This is a genomic window from Streptomyces sp. NBC_00523 (assembly GCF_036346615.1).
In the GTDB taxonomy this organism is placed as follows: domain Bacteria; phylum Actinomycetota; class Actinomycetes; order Streptomycetales; family Streptomycetaceae; genus Streptomyces.
This window is the reverse complement of record NZ_CP107836.1, coordinates 5593611-5607881: the sequence shown is the minus strand read 5'-3', so window position 1 is coordinate 5607881 and position 14271 is coordinate 5593611. Positions and strand designations below refer to the sequence as shown.

Here is a 14271-nt window from a genome sequence, read left to right as displayed (position 1 = left end):
CCTTCCAGGCATGAACCATTTAGGCTCCGGGCACGTCCTCATCAACAACCGGCAAGCCAGCCGGCCCGGACTGACCAAGCCAAGCAACGCGAAACCCGTAGCGCCACGCAATACGGCACATTCGCCGCGAACCGGCAACAGACAGCCATCCCGAGAAGAAGTTTCGAAGAAAAGCCACGAGCGGGAACGTTTTCGGCCTGGTTGGATGTTGACCCTGGTACGACAGCTCGTCGAGCTAGAGAAGAGGCGACGTGACTACTGTTCTGACCCCCGCGAGCCCGCTGACCGCAGCAGACCGCTGTGACCGTTGCGGCGCCCAGGCTTACCTGCGCGTCGTGCTGATCAGTGGCGGTGAACTGCTCTTCTGCGCCCACCACGGTCGCAAGTTCGAGCCGGAACTCAAGAAGATCGCCGCGGAAATACAGGATGAGACGGACCGACTGACGGCCGTGCAGGCCCAAGCCGCCGAAGAGGAACACTGACACCTCTGCATCCACGACGAGCCAGGGGCCGGTCCCGGACCGGCCGACGGGCGGCCTCCCGTGAGGGAAGCCGCCCGTTCTCGTACCTGCGGAGCCCGCGCCGTCAGCCGGCGTTCGCCATCCAGCCGATGGCGGCGGAGATCCGCGTGTAGACACCGGGGCTCCCGGCACGCCCGCAGCCGTTCCCCCAGGACACCAGCCCCACGAGCCTCCCCTGCGCCACCAGAGGCCCTCCGCTGTCCCCCTGGCAGGCGTCGTACCCGCCCTCGGGTTCGCCCGCGCAGAGCATTGATGAGGCCTCGTACGTGCCCGTGCTGCCGCCCGGGTATGCCTGCTTGCACGAACTGTCGGGCAGGATGTCCACCTGGGCGGACCTGAGCGACGACGCGTAGTCGCCGTACCCGGTGGTGTCGCCCCAGCCGTAGACGACGGCGGGTGTCCCCGCCTTGTACGCCGAGTCACCCGCCTCGGCCAGGGGGATCGTGTCTCCCTGAGGCAGCGCCTCGGACAGCGTGAGTACGGCGACGTCCCCGCTGTTGGTGGTGGCGTCGAACCCGGGGTTCACCCACGTCCCGCTCACCGGGATCTCCTTGCCGCCCGTGCCGTTCAGCTCGTCCCGGCCGGAGATGATCCGCAGATCGCTCACCTGGTCCACGTCGGTGCCCAGCGCTTCCCGGCTCAGGCAGTGGGCGGCGGTGAGCACCTTCTTCGGCTCCACCACGACACCGCCGCAGAACTGACCGGCCCGGGTACCCCCGAACCGGTCACGGCTGGACAGCGCCACCACCCAGGGGCTGTCCGCCACGTGGGCCGGCTGACCTCCGATGATGATGCTGTCGGTGGCCGCCGAAGCAGGGGAAGCGAGCGGTATCACGGCCGTGGTGGCGGCAAGGGCGAGCGCCCCGGTCAAGGTGCGGACGACAGTGCGGGACATGCGTACTCCTGACTCTGTGATGGACCATGCCTACCCAGAGTCATTCCAGCGACACCGATGCGCACCTCCGTTCCGCTCCTCACGTGAAGAGCGGAACGCGACGCGGCGAGGGCCCGGATCCCCTGGGGGATCCGGGCCCTCGCCGCGTCATGACGCCGTTGCGGCCTAGTCGAGGTAGTCGCGCAGAACCTGCGAGCGCGACGGGTGGCGCAGCTTCGACATGGTCTTGGACTCGATCTGACGGATGCGCTCGCGCGTCACGCCGTAGACCTTGCCGATCTCGTCCAGCGTCTTCGGCTGTCCGTCGGTGAGGCCGAAGCGCATGGAGACCACGCCCGCCTCGCGCTCGGACAGCGTGTCCAGGACCGAGTGGAGCTGTTCCTGGAGGAGCGTGAAGCTCACCGCGTCAGCCGGGACGACCGCCTCGGAGTCCTCGATCAGGTCACCGAACTCGCTGTCCCCGTCCTCACCCAGCGGGGTGTGGAGGGAGATCGGCTCACGACCGTACTTCTGGACCTCGATGACCTTCTCGGGGGTCATGTCGAGTTCCTTGGCCAGCTCCTCCGGGGTGGGCTCGCGGCCCAGGTCCTGGAGCATCTGGCGCTGGACACGGGCCAGCTTGTTGATGACCTCGACCATGTGCACCGGGATACGGATGGTGCGTGCCTGGTCGGCCATGGCGCGGGTGATCGCCTGACGAATCCACCAGGTGGCGTACGTGGAGAACTTGTAGCCCTTGGTGTAGTCGAACTTCTCCACCGCGCGGATCAGACCGAGGTTGCCCTCCTGGATCAGGTCCAGGAAGAGCATGCCGCGGCCGGTGTAACGCTTGGCCAGCGACACCACGAGGCGGAGGTTGGCCTCCAGCAGGTGGTTCTTGGCGCGACGGCCGTCCTCGGCGATGATCTCCAGCTCGCGCTTGAGCTTGGGAGCGAGCTTGTCGGAGTTCGCCAGCTTGTCCTCGGCGAACAGACCCGCCTCGATGCGCTTGGCGAGCTCGACCTCCTGCTCGGCGTTGAGGAGCGGGACCTTACCGATCTGCTTGAGGTAGTCCTTGACCGGGTCGGCGGTGGCACCGGCGACGGCGACCTGCTGCGCGGGCGCGTCGTCCTCGTCGTCGTCGGAGAGGACGAAGCCCTTGTTCTCGCCCTCGCCCTCCTCTTCCTCGCCCTTGCCGGCCTTGACCTCCTCGACGACGTCGTCGCCGTCGAGAATCTCCTCGTCCTGCTTGCCGGCCTTCTTGGAGGCCGTCTTCTTGGCCGCCGTCTTCTTCACGGCGGTCTTCTTGGCTGCCGTCTTCTTGGCTGCGGCCTTCTTCGCGGGAGCGGCAGCGGGAGCCTCCTCGGCCGCCGGGTCCGCGGGCTCGGCGGACGGTGCGGCGGGCGCCGCCACAGTCCGCGTCACCGTCGTCTTGGCCGCGACGGTCTTGGTGGCGGTGCGCTTGGCCGGGCTCTTCGCTGCAACGCTCTTGCGGGCGCGCTTCGACGGCTCCGCGGCACTGACCATCAGCGTCACACCCTCTTCCTCGAGGATCTGGTTGAGGCTGCGCAGAACGTTCTTCCACTGGGTTGGCGGAATCTGGTCAGCCTCGAAGGCCCGACGCACGTCATCGCCGGCGATCTGCCCATCAGCCTTTCCCCGCTCAATGAGCGCCATCACAGATTCGGACTCGGCGATCTCCGGCGGGAGCGTACGGGATGTGCTGGCCGACACGAACAACCTCTCGGAACGATGGAAACGGCTTCCGGTCCGGCCCGGAGAGGGCTGGAACCGACGACCGACGGGCGGGGAATGCACCGACGGCGCGGGCTTGGCCTCAGAACTGCACAGCGCCCTGGACGGCTGCTGTATTCCTTCTGCGACGGTCACCTCTTAAGTCATCGCGCTGTTTCATGGAGTGTTACGGCCGTTCCGCGTGGCCCGAGTCACACCCCATTTGCGATGAACACGACCAAGGCGACATCTCTCCGCCCTGTGCCGCCGGACCACCGGGGTCCGACGGCACGTGGCTCGTACACCTGCCCGCGCCTCAGTCAGTGCTGCTCGCGCGGCGCCGGCACCACGCGTTCCGTCTCGTGGTGCCCGACCAGCAACTGGCGCATGGCCGACTCGGCGCCCGCCGAGTCGCCGGACGCGAGGGCGTCCACGATGCGCGCGTGCAGGGCGAGCGAGGCCTCACTGGGCCGGTCGCACGCGGTGGCCGGGCCGCCGGACACCTGCAGCGCCGCGGAGACGATCCCGGAAAGGTGCTCCAGCATGCGGTTGCCCGCGGCCTGGATGAGCAGGGCGTGGAACTCCGCGTCGGCACGGGCGCACGTGATCATGTCGCCCTGACCGAGCGCGTGTCCCATGATCTCGACCATGTCGACAAGGCGCTGCTGAAGATCCTCACGCCCATGTCCTGCGGCAAGGCGGGCGGCAAGTGGCTCGATCGTCCACCTGAGATCACCCAGCTCACGGCGCTGGTCATCGCGCTGCGGGCCGAAGGCGCGCCATTCGATGATGTCGGGATCGAGCAGATTCCAGTCGCTGACCGGCCGCACTCGGGTACCGACATTGGGGCGGGCACTGACCAGTCCCTTCGCCTCCAGTACGCGCAGCGATTCGCGCACGACGGTCCGGGAAACCTCGAAACGCTGGCCGATCTCCTCGGGCACCAGCGGGCGGTCCGCACCGAGGTCGCCGGACACGATCATCTGCCCCAACTGCTGAACAAGTTGGCCGTGGAGCCCGCGGCCGCGGCTGGCCGAGCCCCGTCGGCCCACCCGGCCGAGTTCGGCTTCGGCACCGCCCCAGGAGCGCGCGGCGGCGCGCTCGCCGGCCGGCGACTCCGCGTACGGGTAACGGTCGAGTTCGCCCGGGCCGGCGAGGCCGGAATCGGCGGAGCGGGCGGTGGTCATCATGGTGTGCGCAAGGGTACTCACGCATCCTTTGTCGGCGGGTCCCATCCGCCCCTTGAGGTCTTTGCTGAAAAGCACACGAAAGGGTGATCGGCACCCGCCCCTCAATTGACGCCTTACTGGTATAAACCGGACGTTTCACAGTAGGGCTTACGAAGAGGTCGCCTCCGGCCGCGCCGCACGCTCACCAACGCACCCTCCCCCGAAGGCTGGTGAGAAGAAACGCGCAGGTCAGGGCCGACAGAGAGAGGGCCAGGGCCACCCCCACGGGCTGTGCCACGATCCTCGCGCCGGCCAACATCCACCGGTCCGCCTCCCCCGGCCACTGGAGCCAGGCCAGGTCCCGCAGCCGGCCCGGAAGCCCGGACATCGAACGCGTGCTCGCCATTTTCGGCATTCGCTCGACGAGCGGCACCATGACCACAGGTACGGCGAGTACGGCGGCGATGCCCGCGGTCGTCACCCGGAAGACGCCGGCGGCCAGCAGCCCGGCCCAGGCACAGCCGACGGTCAGGGCGGACCAGCTCACCGCCAGCGACACCACGTTCGAGGGGACGTCGAGCAGGCTCCCGCCGTACACGACGCGCAGGGTCGCAGCCGAGGCCAGCGCGACGAACAGCGCCAGCAGGAGGGCGACTCCCCCGGACACCGCCAGCTTGGCGAGGAGCAGCCCGAGTCTGCGGGGCACACTTCCCCGACCGGCGGCGAGTGCTGGATAGCGGAACTCGTCGCCGAAGGAGAGCGCCCCGATGAGGCCGGCCCCGAGTGCGGCTGGAGGAAGCGGCAGCAGCGAGGGCCAGGCGGCGATGACATGGACGAGCGGGGTACGGCCGTCGCGGGCCAGCAGTACGGAGAGACCCGCGGAAACGGCCAGAACGACGCCCAGGATCACGGCCGTCGTCCGCACACCGAACAGGCGGCGCAGTTCGTACCGCACCGGTCGCAACGGCCCTCGGGCCGGGCGCCGCCTGATCGGCGGTGGAAGCTCACCCCTCGCGGTGGTGCGTGGGGTGCGGGAGGCGGCGTCGGCGTGGTCACCAGAAGTGCGGCGTCCGGCCGGGGCTTCGGTCGCGCCCGCAGAACGCATATCACCCACTTCGTCGGCGAGTTGGTGAACGGGAAGCCCGTGCCGGAACGCGGCGTCACCCACTTCCGCACAGCTGCTGCCATACACGGAGAGCCGGTTGCCGGCCGCCTCGGCGACGACCTCCACGGACCGCCGGGCAGCACGGGCTTCCCGGCTGACGATCGCGGCGAGGCGGGCGGCCTGCGGGGAGCGGACCGCCACACGAGGCCGCAGGCGGGTACGGGAAAAGGCCGCGCCGTCCTGGTCGGCGACCACGCGCCCACCGTCGAGGGTGACCACATGGCCCGCCGAGCGTGCGGCCTCCTTGGGGTCCCTGGTCGCGAACAGCACCGTTCCGCCGCGCTCGGCGTGGGAGCGCAGCATCCCGTGCAGCCAGTCGGCCTCTCTCGGCGCCAGACCCTCGGCCGGATCGTCCAGAAGGAGCGTGTGCGGGTCCCCCAGCAATGCGCAGGCGAGCGCCAGCCGACGGTCCATGCCGAGGGAGAGCGCGGCGATGGGCTGATCCCGCAGACCGGCGAGGCCCACCGCGTCGAGCAGTTCGTCAGCCCGGGATACGGGCACACCGGCTGCGGCGCAGAGCATGCGGAGTTGCCCTCGAACGGTGCGGGCGGGGTGCCCCGGCACATCGCCCAGCACCACTCCCACCTCACCGGCCGGGTTCGGAACGCGATGCAGCGGCCGGCCCCGGAAGTAGGTCACCCCCCGGCCCGGCTCCAGTTCGAGCATCAACCGCAGGGCCGCGGTCTTTCCGGAACCCGGCGCCCCCAGCAGTGCGGTGACGCATCCCGGCTCCGCGTCGAAGGTGAGGTCGTCCACTGCGGGGGCTTGTCCACGGGAGGGGGTGCTGGTGAGTCCGATGGCCTGGAGCATCGCTTCTCTCGCAGGTACGGGGACGGCGAAGGCGGAGCCGCCCGGCGGCGAGTGAGTACCGCAGCACGATAACCCGACATATTGGACTTTCTGCGCAAGGTGGGGCGCGCGGCGCCCAGGCCCTCGCCGAGGGCGGGAAGGGCCTAGACCTCGGGCCTCAGCATCGGCGGGTTGAGCACGGTCGCCGTGCCCGACCGGAACAGCTGAGCCGGGCGGCCCCCCTGCCGGGTGGTCGTCCCCCCGGTCGGCACCAGAAAGCCCGGCGTGCCCGTCACCTTGCGGTGGAAGTTCCGCGGATCCAGCACCACGCCCCACACCGCCTCGTACACCCGGCGCAGCTCGCCGACCGTGAAGGCGGGCGGGCAGAAGGCCGTGGCCAGCGAGGAGTACTCGATCTTGGACCGGGCCCGCTCGACCCCGTCGGCGAGGATCCTCGCGTGGTCGAAGGCCAACGGTGCCTGATGCTCGCCGTCCGGCGCGTAGCCGCCCTCGGGGCCGAGCAGGTCCTCGACGGGCGCCCATCGCGCGCTGTTCGCGTCGCCGCCCGCCCTGGGAGCGGGCAGATCGGGGGCCAGCGCGAGATGGGCGACGCTGACCACCCTCATCCTCGGGTCCCGGGCGGGATCCCCGTACGTAGCGAGCTGTTCCAGGTGGGCACCGTTGCCCACGGCCGGGGCGGCCGGATCCTGCGCGCACAGGCCGGTCTCCTCGACGAGCTCACGCGCCGCTGCGGCGCCGAGATCCTCGTCGGCCCTGACGAAGCCGCCCGGCAGTGCCCACCTGCCCTGGAACGGGGTCTCACCCCGGCGTACCACCAGCGCGCAGAGGGCGTGCCGACGCACCGTGAGCACCACCAGGTCGACGGTGACGGCGAACGGCGGAAAAGTCGACGGGTCGTAGGGCGGCATGCCGCGATCATAGTCGTCTTCCTGACGATAAACACTCCCTTCCCGGTGACTCTTCACCGGCCTCGGAGCCCGCTCCCGGGCGTCCGGAAGAGCGAGGGCCGGACATTCCCATCTCGACGTGGGGCGCACGACCGGCCTCGTGTGCGGCGCCGGGTCCCGGCGCCGCACTGATCTCAACGGCCGGTCCGGGTCCCACGACGCCCTTGTGCCCCGGGCCGGGCGGACCGCCGCCTTTCCGCCGTGCCCGGGCCGGGCCGAGTGGAACCAGGGCGCGTCCTGGCGCGCCCGGCCGGCTTCACCCGTGCGGGACGGGCCCCCGCGACCCGTTCCACACGCCGGCCGTGCCGGACGGCCGCCCGCTCGCTGCGCTCGCCTCGCAGACAGCGACGCAGTGTTTCCGGGTCGAGCCCCTGGTTGCACGCCTCGTGCAGCAGTTGCGCGAAGGTGTAATGCGGATCGAGGCGCAGGGCGAGCCCCAGAGCGACGCGCGCCGCCGGTTCGTCGCCGGTCGACCAGGACACCCAGCCCGCCAAGGTGAGAGGAGCTGCGGCGTGTTCCTCGTACGGGGCGACGCAGCGACGGGCCAGCGCCCGCCAGAGCCGCAAAGCGGCATGCACCTTCGGCCCTTCCATCCACTCGGCCGCCCGGTCGCGGGTCTCCCTGTCCTGGAGACCGAGAATCATCGACGCGGCCTCCTCGTCGCTGATCAGTCGGTCGTCGTTGAAGTCCGCGAGTGATGGCGTCGTCGCGGGCGCCTTCCCGAGGCGGTCGATCAGGCGGCCGGCGAGCTTCAGCGTCTCAGCACCGACCTCCTGGCGGCGTTCCTGGTCGAGCAGCAACGGCACCATCGCACTGCCCGCCGCATCCAGGGCGCGTAGTTGGGCGGTGGCCGGTGTGCGGGTGAGCGGGGTGAGCCGCGCCTCCATCTCGCGCAGCGATCCCCGTACCTGAATGCCTGCGTAGGTGGCCGCCGCCGCCATCACCGAGGTGCCGGGCATGGCCAGCGGGTTGCCTTCTGCCGGGCAGCAGCGGGCATCGGGGCAGACATAGGACCAGAAGCGGTTCCCCGAGATGCACAGCACTTCGAGGACGGGTACGTCCAGCGCTCCGCACGCCGTACGCAACCGCTGGGCGAACGGCCGCAGACGCTCCATGGTCTGATTCCCCGTCTCGCCGTCCACCGGGTCCTGGCAGAGGAAGGCGACGATGGCGTCGGGCCGGGCGTCGCGGCGCTCGCTTCCTTTGATCAGGCACTCGGCGAGCTGGTCGGCGACCGTGGGCCATTCGAGCGGAGACTGCGGGATGCCGAGCCTGAGCCTGGATCCGAACCGGCCCCGGCCACCGTGCAGGGCGACCATGACCACGCTGTCGCTCGGGTGGAAGCCCATCAGATAGGGGAGAGCGTCGGCCAGCTCGGCCGGTCCTCGCAGGGTGATCTGCTGTTCCTCGGAGGGACCGATTGATTCGGGGTGCTTGTTCATGGCCCGACCGTCTCGCGGACCACACATTTCCGCTACCCCCTGTGGATAACTTATCCACAGGGGGTAATCGACTGTTCGCGGTTGTCGGAGTCATCGGGTTGCATGGGAGGCATGACCAACGCAGACCGCGCAGAGCTCAGGGCTTCGGCCGATTCCGTACTGGCCCGACTCGTCGGAGACGCCTCGGGCACCGCGCGGTTGCGTGAGGACCAGTGGCGGGCCATCGAGGCGCTTGTGGCGGACAAGCGTCGAGCTCTGGTCGTCCAGCGCACCGGCTGGGGGAAGTCCGCGGTGTACTTCGTCGCCACCTCCTTGCTGCGTGCCCAGGGCGCCGGACCGACGGTCATCGTCTCGCCGCTGCTGGCGCTGATGCGGAACCAGGTCGCGTCGGCGGCCCGCGCCGGCATAAGCGCGCGCACGATCAATTCGTCCAATACGGAGGAGTGGGACACCGTGCAGGCCGAGGTGACCGCCGGTGAGGTCGATGTCCTGCTGGTCAGCCCCGAGCGCCTCAACAATCCTGATTTCCGCGACCAGGTTCTGCCGCAGCTCGCCGCGACCACCGGTCTGCTCGTCGTGGACGAGGCGCACTGCATCTCCGACTGGGGCCACGACTTCCGGCCCGACTACCGCCGGCTGCGGACGATGCTCGCCGATCTCCCCTCCGGTGTCCCGGTGCTCGCCACGACCGCCACGGCGAACGCCCGGGTCACCGCTGACGTGGCGGAGCAGCTCGGCACCGGTGCCGGAGCGGACGCGCTCGTGCTGAGGGGGTCGCTGGACCGCAAGAGTCTGAGCCTCAGCGTGCTGCGCCTGCCCAACGCGGCCCACCGCCTGGCATGGCTCGGGGACCACCTCAAGGAGCTTCCGGGCTCGGGAATCATCTACACACTGACGGTCGCGGCCGCCGAGGAGGTCACCGCGTATCTCCGCCAGTGCGGGCACACCGTCGCCTCCTACACCGGCCGCACCGAGAACGCGGAACGGCAGCAGGCGGAGGACGATCTGCTGGCCAACCGGCTGAAGGCGCTGGTGGCGACCTCCGCTCTCGGCATGGGCTTCGACAAGCCCGACCTCGGCTTCGTCGTACACCTCGGGTCGCCCTCCTCCCCCATCGCCTACTACCAGCAGGTGGGCCGCGCCGGACGCGGAGTTGAACATGCCGAGGTGCTGCTCCTGCCGGGCAAGGAGGACGAGGCGATCTGGCAGTACTTCGCGTCGGTCGGCTTTCCGCCGGAGGAGCAGGTCCGGCGCACCCTCGACGCGCTGGGCCAGGCCGGGCGGCCGCTCTCACTGCCTGCCCTGGAACCGCTGGTCGACCTGCGTCGCGCACGGCTGGAAAGCATGCTCAAGGTCCTCGACGTCGACGGGGCGGTCAGGCGGGTGAAGGGCGGCTGGACCGCGACGGGAGAGCCCTGGGTCTACGACGCCGAACGCTATGCGTGGGTGGCCCGTCAGCGCGCTGCCGAGCAGCAGGCCATGCGTGACTACGCCGCGACGGACGGCTGCCGGATGGAGTTCCTGCGCCGTCAGCTCGACGACGAGGCGGCGACCGCGTGCGGGCGTTGCGACAACTGTGCCGGCGCCAGGTTCGGCGCGGAGGTCTCCGACGCCGCTCTGGACACCGCGAAGGGTGAGCTCCGCAGGGCCGGTGTGGAGGTGGAGCCACGCAAGATGTGGCCGACCGGGCTCGCCTCGGTGGGTGTCGACCTCAAGGGCCGGATTCCCGCGACGGAGCTCTCCGGCACCGGCCGTGCGCTGGGGAGACTCACCGACATCGGGTGGGGCAACAGACTGCGCCCGATGCTGGCGGCTCAGGCACCCGACGCTCCGGTGCCGGGTGACGTGGCCGATGCCGTGGTGACCGTACTGGCCGACTGGGCCAGGGGTCCCGGCGGCTGGGCTCCCGGGGCCGTCGACGGCGTTCCCCGCCCGGTCGGTGTCGTCACCATGGCCTCGGACCGCAGACCCCAGCTCATCGAATCGCTCGGCAGGCACATCGCCGGAGTGGGGCGGATGCCCATGCTGGGGTGCGTGACCCTGGCTCCGGACGCCGATGCCGTCCGGATGTCGCAGACCAACAGCGCGCAGCGCGTTCGCGCCCTGCACGAGAGGCTGGTGGTCGCGCCCGACCTCGCGGATGCCCTGGCAGCCGCGGACGGACCCATACTGCTCGTGGACGATCTCTCGGACACCGGCTGGACGCTCGCCGTGGCGGCCCGCCTGCTGCGTCGCGCCGGAGCGGAGGCGGTGTTTCCGCTGGTCCTCGCTGTTCAGGCGTGACAGGAGGCGTCGGGCGGGGCCTGACTGGGCAGGGATATCCGTGTCATTCCGGCTGAATACCGTCAGCCTCACCAATTGCTCGTTGCCGCCTGCCGATACGCCAGGAAGAATTGGACTCGCTCCCCGCACGGTCCTTTCGCGGGCCCGAAAGGGCTGTGCCGCGGCGCGCCCTCACCCGACCCTGCCCGCATCGTGGGCGCGTATGCGAAGGGAGGACCGTGACCTTCGGATTCGCTCCGTCCGCAGCCACTTCGATGTCGGCAGCCGCCGACTCCGCCAACCGCCTTGCCCGAATGCTCGAACCGGCCGAGTGGGCAGCGGCCGGAATACCTCTGCTGCGCAGCCCGCGTGAGGTGGTCAGCGGTCTGCACTCCAGGCACCGGCCGACGCCGGCCACCGCTGTGGTCGCCGTCCTGGACCACGAGGAGCGCCTGACGGCAAGCGCCTCGTTCGCCCGCCGCTCGGTAACGGCCGACGGCTGGGAGTTCCGGAACTCCCTGCTGGCACACCTGCGCCGCGTCATCCCGCATGATCTGCGCCGCCGTACGCCCGTCCGCACCGCGGTACTGCTGTACTGCCGTGAAGGGGACGAGCGTTGGACGGAGGAGGACGGCGCGTGGATGTGGGGGCTGCGGGACGCCTGCACACTGCACGGGCTGCGGTGCGGCGCGTACATCACGCTGACCGGAGGCGGCTGGCAGGTGCTGGGCGAGGGCAGGGGTGGCCGCCGTCCGAACTCCATGTCGCAGCCTTCAGCCCTCGCCGACACCGCCCTGACTTCCGAGCACGTGCCGTCGCGGACCGGTGGCGGAGCGGCGCAGGCACTGCACCGCTCCGCCGCACGCTGACTGCGCGCGCTTCGGCGGTCCGGCAGCCCTCGCGGACGGCCGGACCGCCGAAGCCGCCGGGTCATTCCGGGCCGGAACCGGCCACGGATCCGGCGGTGCTGATCCTCAGACGCCGGCACCGAGCGCGGCGTTGATCCGCTGCGGGTCGCCGCAGACGATCAGCAGCGCACCGGCGGACTCCCGCGCCTTGGCCAGTGCCCGCGCGGCAAAGTCGTCGGCCGGGCCATTGACCGCGACGATCACCACGGGCCGGGGCTTGACCCGGTCCACCGCCGCGGCCGCGGCGAAGAAGACGTCGTCGCCCGCTTCCTGCTGGGCCCAGTAGGCGGACTCACCGAAGGTGAGTTCGTGGGTCGCCCACGGGTGCTGGCCGCCCGTGGTCAGCACCAGGATGTCGCCGGGTGCGCGACCCGAGTCGAGCAGCAGATCCACCGCCTCGTCGGCGGCTTCGAGCGCCCCCTCGGCCGATGCGGGGATGACCTGGAGCTGCGGTGCGGAACGATTCTCCGACGGAGCCGCCTGGGGCTTGCCGGAGGTGGAATGCTGGCGCTGTGCCGGGGGCACAGGCCGCGGGCCGGGCACCGGGCGACCGGGGCGCGGCATGGCCGCTGTACGCGGACCGGGTACGGGACGAGGGGTCGACGCGGCGCGGCCGGTGGCCGGGGTGGCGCGGGGACCCTGGGCGCTCTCGTGAATCTGAGGCTCCTCGGGGATGAGAGGCATGGGTGGTTGTCTATCAAACGCCGATGCAGCGGGCATCGGCGGGTGGGCACATATGCGCGATCAGAAGTCGAAGCCGAGCTGGCCCCCGCTTTCCAGTGCGGCCGCCTCGGCGGAGAAACGGATCTTCTTCAGGTGCTGCCACCGGGGCAGCGCGTCAAGGTAGGACCACGAGAGACGGTGGTGGGCGGTGGGCCCACGCTCCTCGAGTGCGGCCCTGTGTACGGGGGACGGATAGCCGGCGTTGGCTTCGAACCCGAAGTCCGCGTACTCGCCGCTCTGTGCGCCGAGTTCGGCCATCATGGTGTCCCGGCGGACCTTCGCGATCACCGAGGCCGCGGCCACCGCGACGCAGGACTGGTCGCCCTTGATGACGGTACGGACCTGCCAGGGGCTGCCCAGGTAGTCGTGCTTGCCGTCCAGGATCACCGCGTCGGGGCGGACCGGCAGGGCCTCCAGGGCGCGTACGGCCGCGAGCCGGAGCGCGGCGGTCATGCCCAGGGCGTCGATCTCCTGGGGGGAGGCGTCACCGAGGGCGTAGGCGGTGACCCAGCTTTCCAGCAGCGGAGCGAGTTCCGCACGGCGCTTGGGGCTGATCAGCTTGGAGTCGGTGAGTCCGGCGGGGGGCCTGCGGAGACCGGTGACCGCGGCGCACACCGTGACAGGTCCCGCCCACGCTCCGCGTCCGACCTCGTCGACACCGGCGATGATCTTGGCACCGGTGGTGGCGCGCAGTGAGCGCTCGACGGTGTGCGTGGGTGGTTCGTACGGCATGGCGTCTGTCAGCGTACGCCGAAGGGGACGCCAGGAACACCCCGGGGCGCCCCTCCCGGGCTCGCACCGGCGGTCGCGCGCCGGACAGCGCGCGACACACGGCTCCGGGCGGGACCTTCAGTGAGGTTCTGAACGGAAGAACGGCACGGCGACCTGATCGATGAGCGCCGCGATCTCCGCGTCGTCCCACTCGCTGCCGCACACCTTGGTGCGGTACATCATCATCGCGGGAATGACGTCGAAGGCCAGTTCCCGCATGGCCCCTGGGCGGACCTCGCCCCGCTCGACACCTCGGCTCACCACTTCCCTGATGAGGTCGGTGGACGGCCGGATCACTCCGTCGAGGATCACCGACTGGAAGCGTTCCGCCGTGCCCGCGTCGCATTCGTGAATCACCGAGCGCAGGGCCGAGCCGGAGGTGGACAGCATCGCGTCGCGCATGCCCCGGCACAGCTGGTAGAGGTCGTCGCGGATGTTGCCCGAGTCCGGGGCTACACCCGGGACCGGCATCGCGCTGCGCAGCGCCTCGGCCACCAGCTCCTCCTTGGAGGACCAGCGCCGGTAGATCGCAGCCTTGCCCGTCTGGGCTCCGGCGGCCACGCCTTCCATCGTCAGGCCGTTCCAGCCCACCGTGCTCAGCGCTTCCAGCGCCGCTTCGAGGATCGCGCGCTCCAGCACGGATCCCCGTCGGCGCAGGGACACCACCGGCTGCCGAGCGGCGGCGGCCGATCGCGAAGTGACCATGTGCTTCTCTCCATCGAACAGGTTCGGTTCGCCTCCGCGAATCTCCCGGAATCGAGTCCGGACAGACACGGAAGCGGAAGGGGCGGCCCGGGATCGAGCAGTTCCCGACCGGAGTCGAAGGCTCCGGAAATATCCGACAACGAAGACCCAGTGAACGCTTGCGTTCCTTGGAGGGGACTCAGTAACGTTGACGGAACAGTGAACGGAGCCGTTCACTAATTCTCTTGTGGGGGGCCTCCA

General features: G+C 70.3%; 12 protein-coding genes. 3 read left to right on the top strand and 9 right to left on the bottom strand.

Features of this window, described 5'->3' with window-relative positions; genetic code table 11:
* The first annotated feature begins 251 nt into the window (after positions 1 to 251).
* Entirely contained in the window at positions 252 to 482 is a 231-nt protein-coding gene (locus OHS17_RS25510; protein ID WP_018105354.1) for a DUF7455 domain-containing protein, read from the top strand.
* Between the two features lie 103 nt (positions 483 to 585).
* On the opposite strand, the gene OHS17_RS25505 is transcribed toward OHS17_RS25510, so the two are convergent.
* The 6 genes from OHS17_RS25505 to OHS17_RS25480 all read right to left on the bottom strand — a co-directional run bounded on the left by OHS17_RS25505 (position 586) and on the right by OHS17_RS25480 (position 8662).
* A complete protein-coding gene (locus OHS17_RS25505) occupies positions 586 to 1416 on the bottom strand; it encodes a S1 family peptidase (RefSeq protein ID WP_018105353.1) in 831 nt (276 codons plus the stop codon).
* A gap of 165 nt (positions 1417 to 1581) precedes the next feature.
* Positions 1582 to 3129: an RNA polymerase sigma factor gene (locus tag OHS17_RS25500; RefSeq protein WP_026171823.1), complete on the bottom strand. Its 1548-nt coding sequence runs from the start codon at positions 3127 to 3129 to the stop codon at positions 1582 to 1584.
* Between the two features lie 320 nt (positions 3130 to 3449).
* Entirely contained in the window at positions 3450 to 4364 is a 915-nt protein-coding gene (locus OHS17_RS25495) for a FadR/GntR family transcriptional regulator (protein ID WP_330315351.1), read from the bottom strand.
* Positions 4365 to 4500: 136 nt separating this feature from the next.
* On the bottom strand, positions 4501 to 6273 hold the full coding sequence (locus tag OHS17_RS25490) for an ATP-binding cassette domain-containing protein (RefSeq protein ID WP_330314016.1): 1773 nt from the start codon (positions 6271 to 6273) through the stop codon (positions 4501 to 4503).
* 143 nt (positions 6274 to 6416) lie between these two features.
* Complete coding sequence (locus tag OHS17_RS25485; protein WP_018105349.1) at positions 6417 to 7181, bottom strand: NUDIX hydrolase; 765 nt, start codon at positions 7179 to 7181, stop codon at positions 6417 to 6419.
* A gap of 173 nt (positions 7182 to 7354) precedes the next feature.
* The gene (locus tag OHS17_RS25480; RefSeq protein WP_330314015.1) at positions 7355 to 8662 is read right to left on the bottom strand and encodes a DUF4192 domain-containing protein; all 1308 of its coding nucleotides are present in this window, start codon (positions 8660 to 8662) and stop codon (positions 7355 to 7357) included.
* 111 nt (positions 8663 to 8773) lie between these two features.
* Here OHS17_RS25480 and OHS17_RS25475 point away from each other — a divergent pair, with 111 nt between their 5' ends.
* Together OHS17_RS25475 and OHS17_RS25470 are read left to right on the top strand one after the other, a co-directional pair.
* On the top strand, positions 8774 to 10945 hold the full coding sequence (locus OHS17_RS25475; protein ID WP_330314014.1) for a RecQ family ATP-dependent DNA helicase: 2172 nt from the start codon (positions 8774 to 8776) through the stop codon (positions 10943 to 10945).
* Positions 10946 to 11163: 218 nt separating this feature from the next.
* Entirely contained in the window at positions 11164 to 11793 is a 630-nt protein-coding gene (locus tag OHS17_RS25470) for a hypothetical protein (RefSeq protein ID WP_330314013.1), read from the top strand.
* 105 nt (positions 11794 to 11898) lie between these two features.
* Here OHS17_RS25470 and OHS17_RS25465 read toward each other — a convergent pair whose 3' ends face one another.
* From OHS17_RS25465 to OHS17_RS25455, 3 genes are all read right to left on the bottom strand, one after another.
* A complete protein-coding gene (locus OHS17_RS25465) occupies positions 11899 to 12516 on the bottom strand; it encodes a hypothetical protein (protein WP_330314012.1) in 618 nt (205 codons plus the stop codon).
* Positions 12517 to 12576: 60 nt separating this feature from the next.
* Positions 12577 to 13287 (bottom strand): ribonuclease HII, encoded by a 711-nt coding sequence (locus OHS17_RS25460; protein ID WP_330314011.1) that lies wholly within the window; start codon positions 13285 to 13287, stop codon positions 12577 to 12579.
* A 117-nt stretch (positions 13288 to 13404) separates the two neighbouring features.
* A complete protein-coding gene (locus tag OHS17_RS25455; RefSeq protein WP_330314010.1) occupies positions 13405 to 14031 on the bottom strand; it encodes a TetR/AcrR family transcriptional regulator in 627 nt (208 codons plus the stop codon).
* Positions 14032 to 14271 lie beyond the last annotated feature (240 nt).

Coding starts and splice junctions, on each gene's coding strand:
- OHS17_RS25505 (WP_018105353.1), bottom strand. CDS start 1,416: ATGTCCCGCACTGTCGTCCGCACCTTGACCGGGGCGCTCGCCCTTGCC.
- OHS17_RS25495 (WP_330315351.1), bottom strand. CDS start 4,364: ATGGGACCCGCCGACAAAGGATGCGTGAGTACCCTTGCGCACACCATG.
- OHS17_RS25490 (WP_330314016.1), bottom strand. CDS start 6,273: ATGCTCCAGGCCATCGGACTCACCAGCACCCCCTCCCGTGGACAAGCC.
- OHS17_RS25485 (WP_018105349.1), bottom strand. CDS start 7,181: ATGCCGCCCTACGACCCGTCGACTTTTCCGCCGTTCGCCGTCACCGTC.
- OHS17_RS25480 (WP_330314015.1), bottom strand. CDS start 8,662: ATGAACAAGCACCCCGAATCAATCGGTCCCTCCGAGGAACAGCAGATC.
- OHS17_RS25475 (WP_330314014.1), top strand. CDS start 8,774: ATGACCAACGCAGACCGCGCAGAGCTCAGGGCTTCGGCCGATTCCGTA.
- OHS17_RS25465 (WP_330314012.1), bottom strand. CDS start 12,516: ATGCCTCTCATCCCCGAGGAGCCTCAGATTCACGAGAGCGCCCAGGGT.
- OHS17_RS25460 (WP_330314011.1), bottom strand. CDS start 13,287: ATGCCGTACGAACCACCCACGCACACCGTCGAGCGCTCACTGCGCGCC.
- OHS17_RS25455 (WP_330314010.1), bottom strand. CDS start 14,031: ATGGTCACTTCGCGATCGGCCGCCGCCGCTCGGCAGCCGGTGGTGTCC.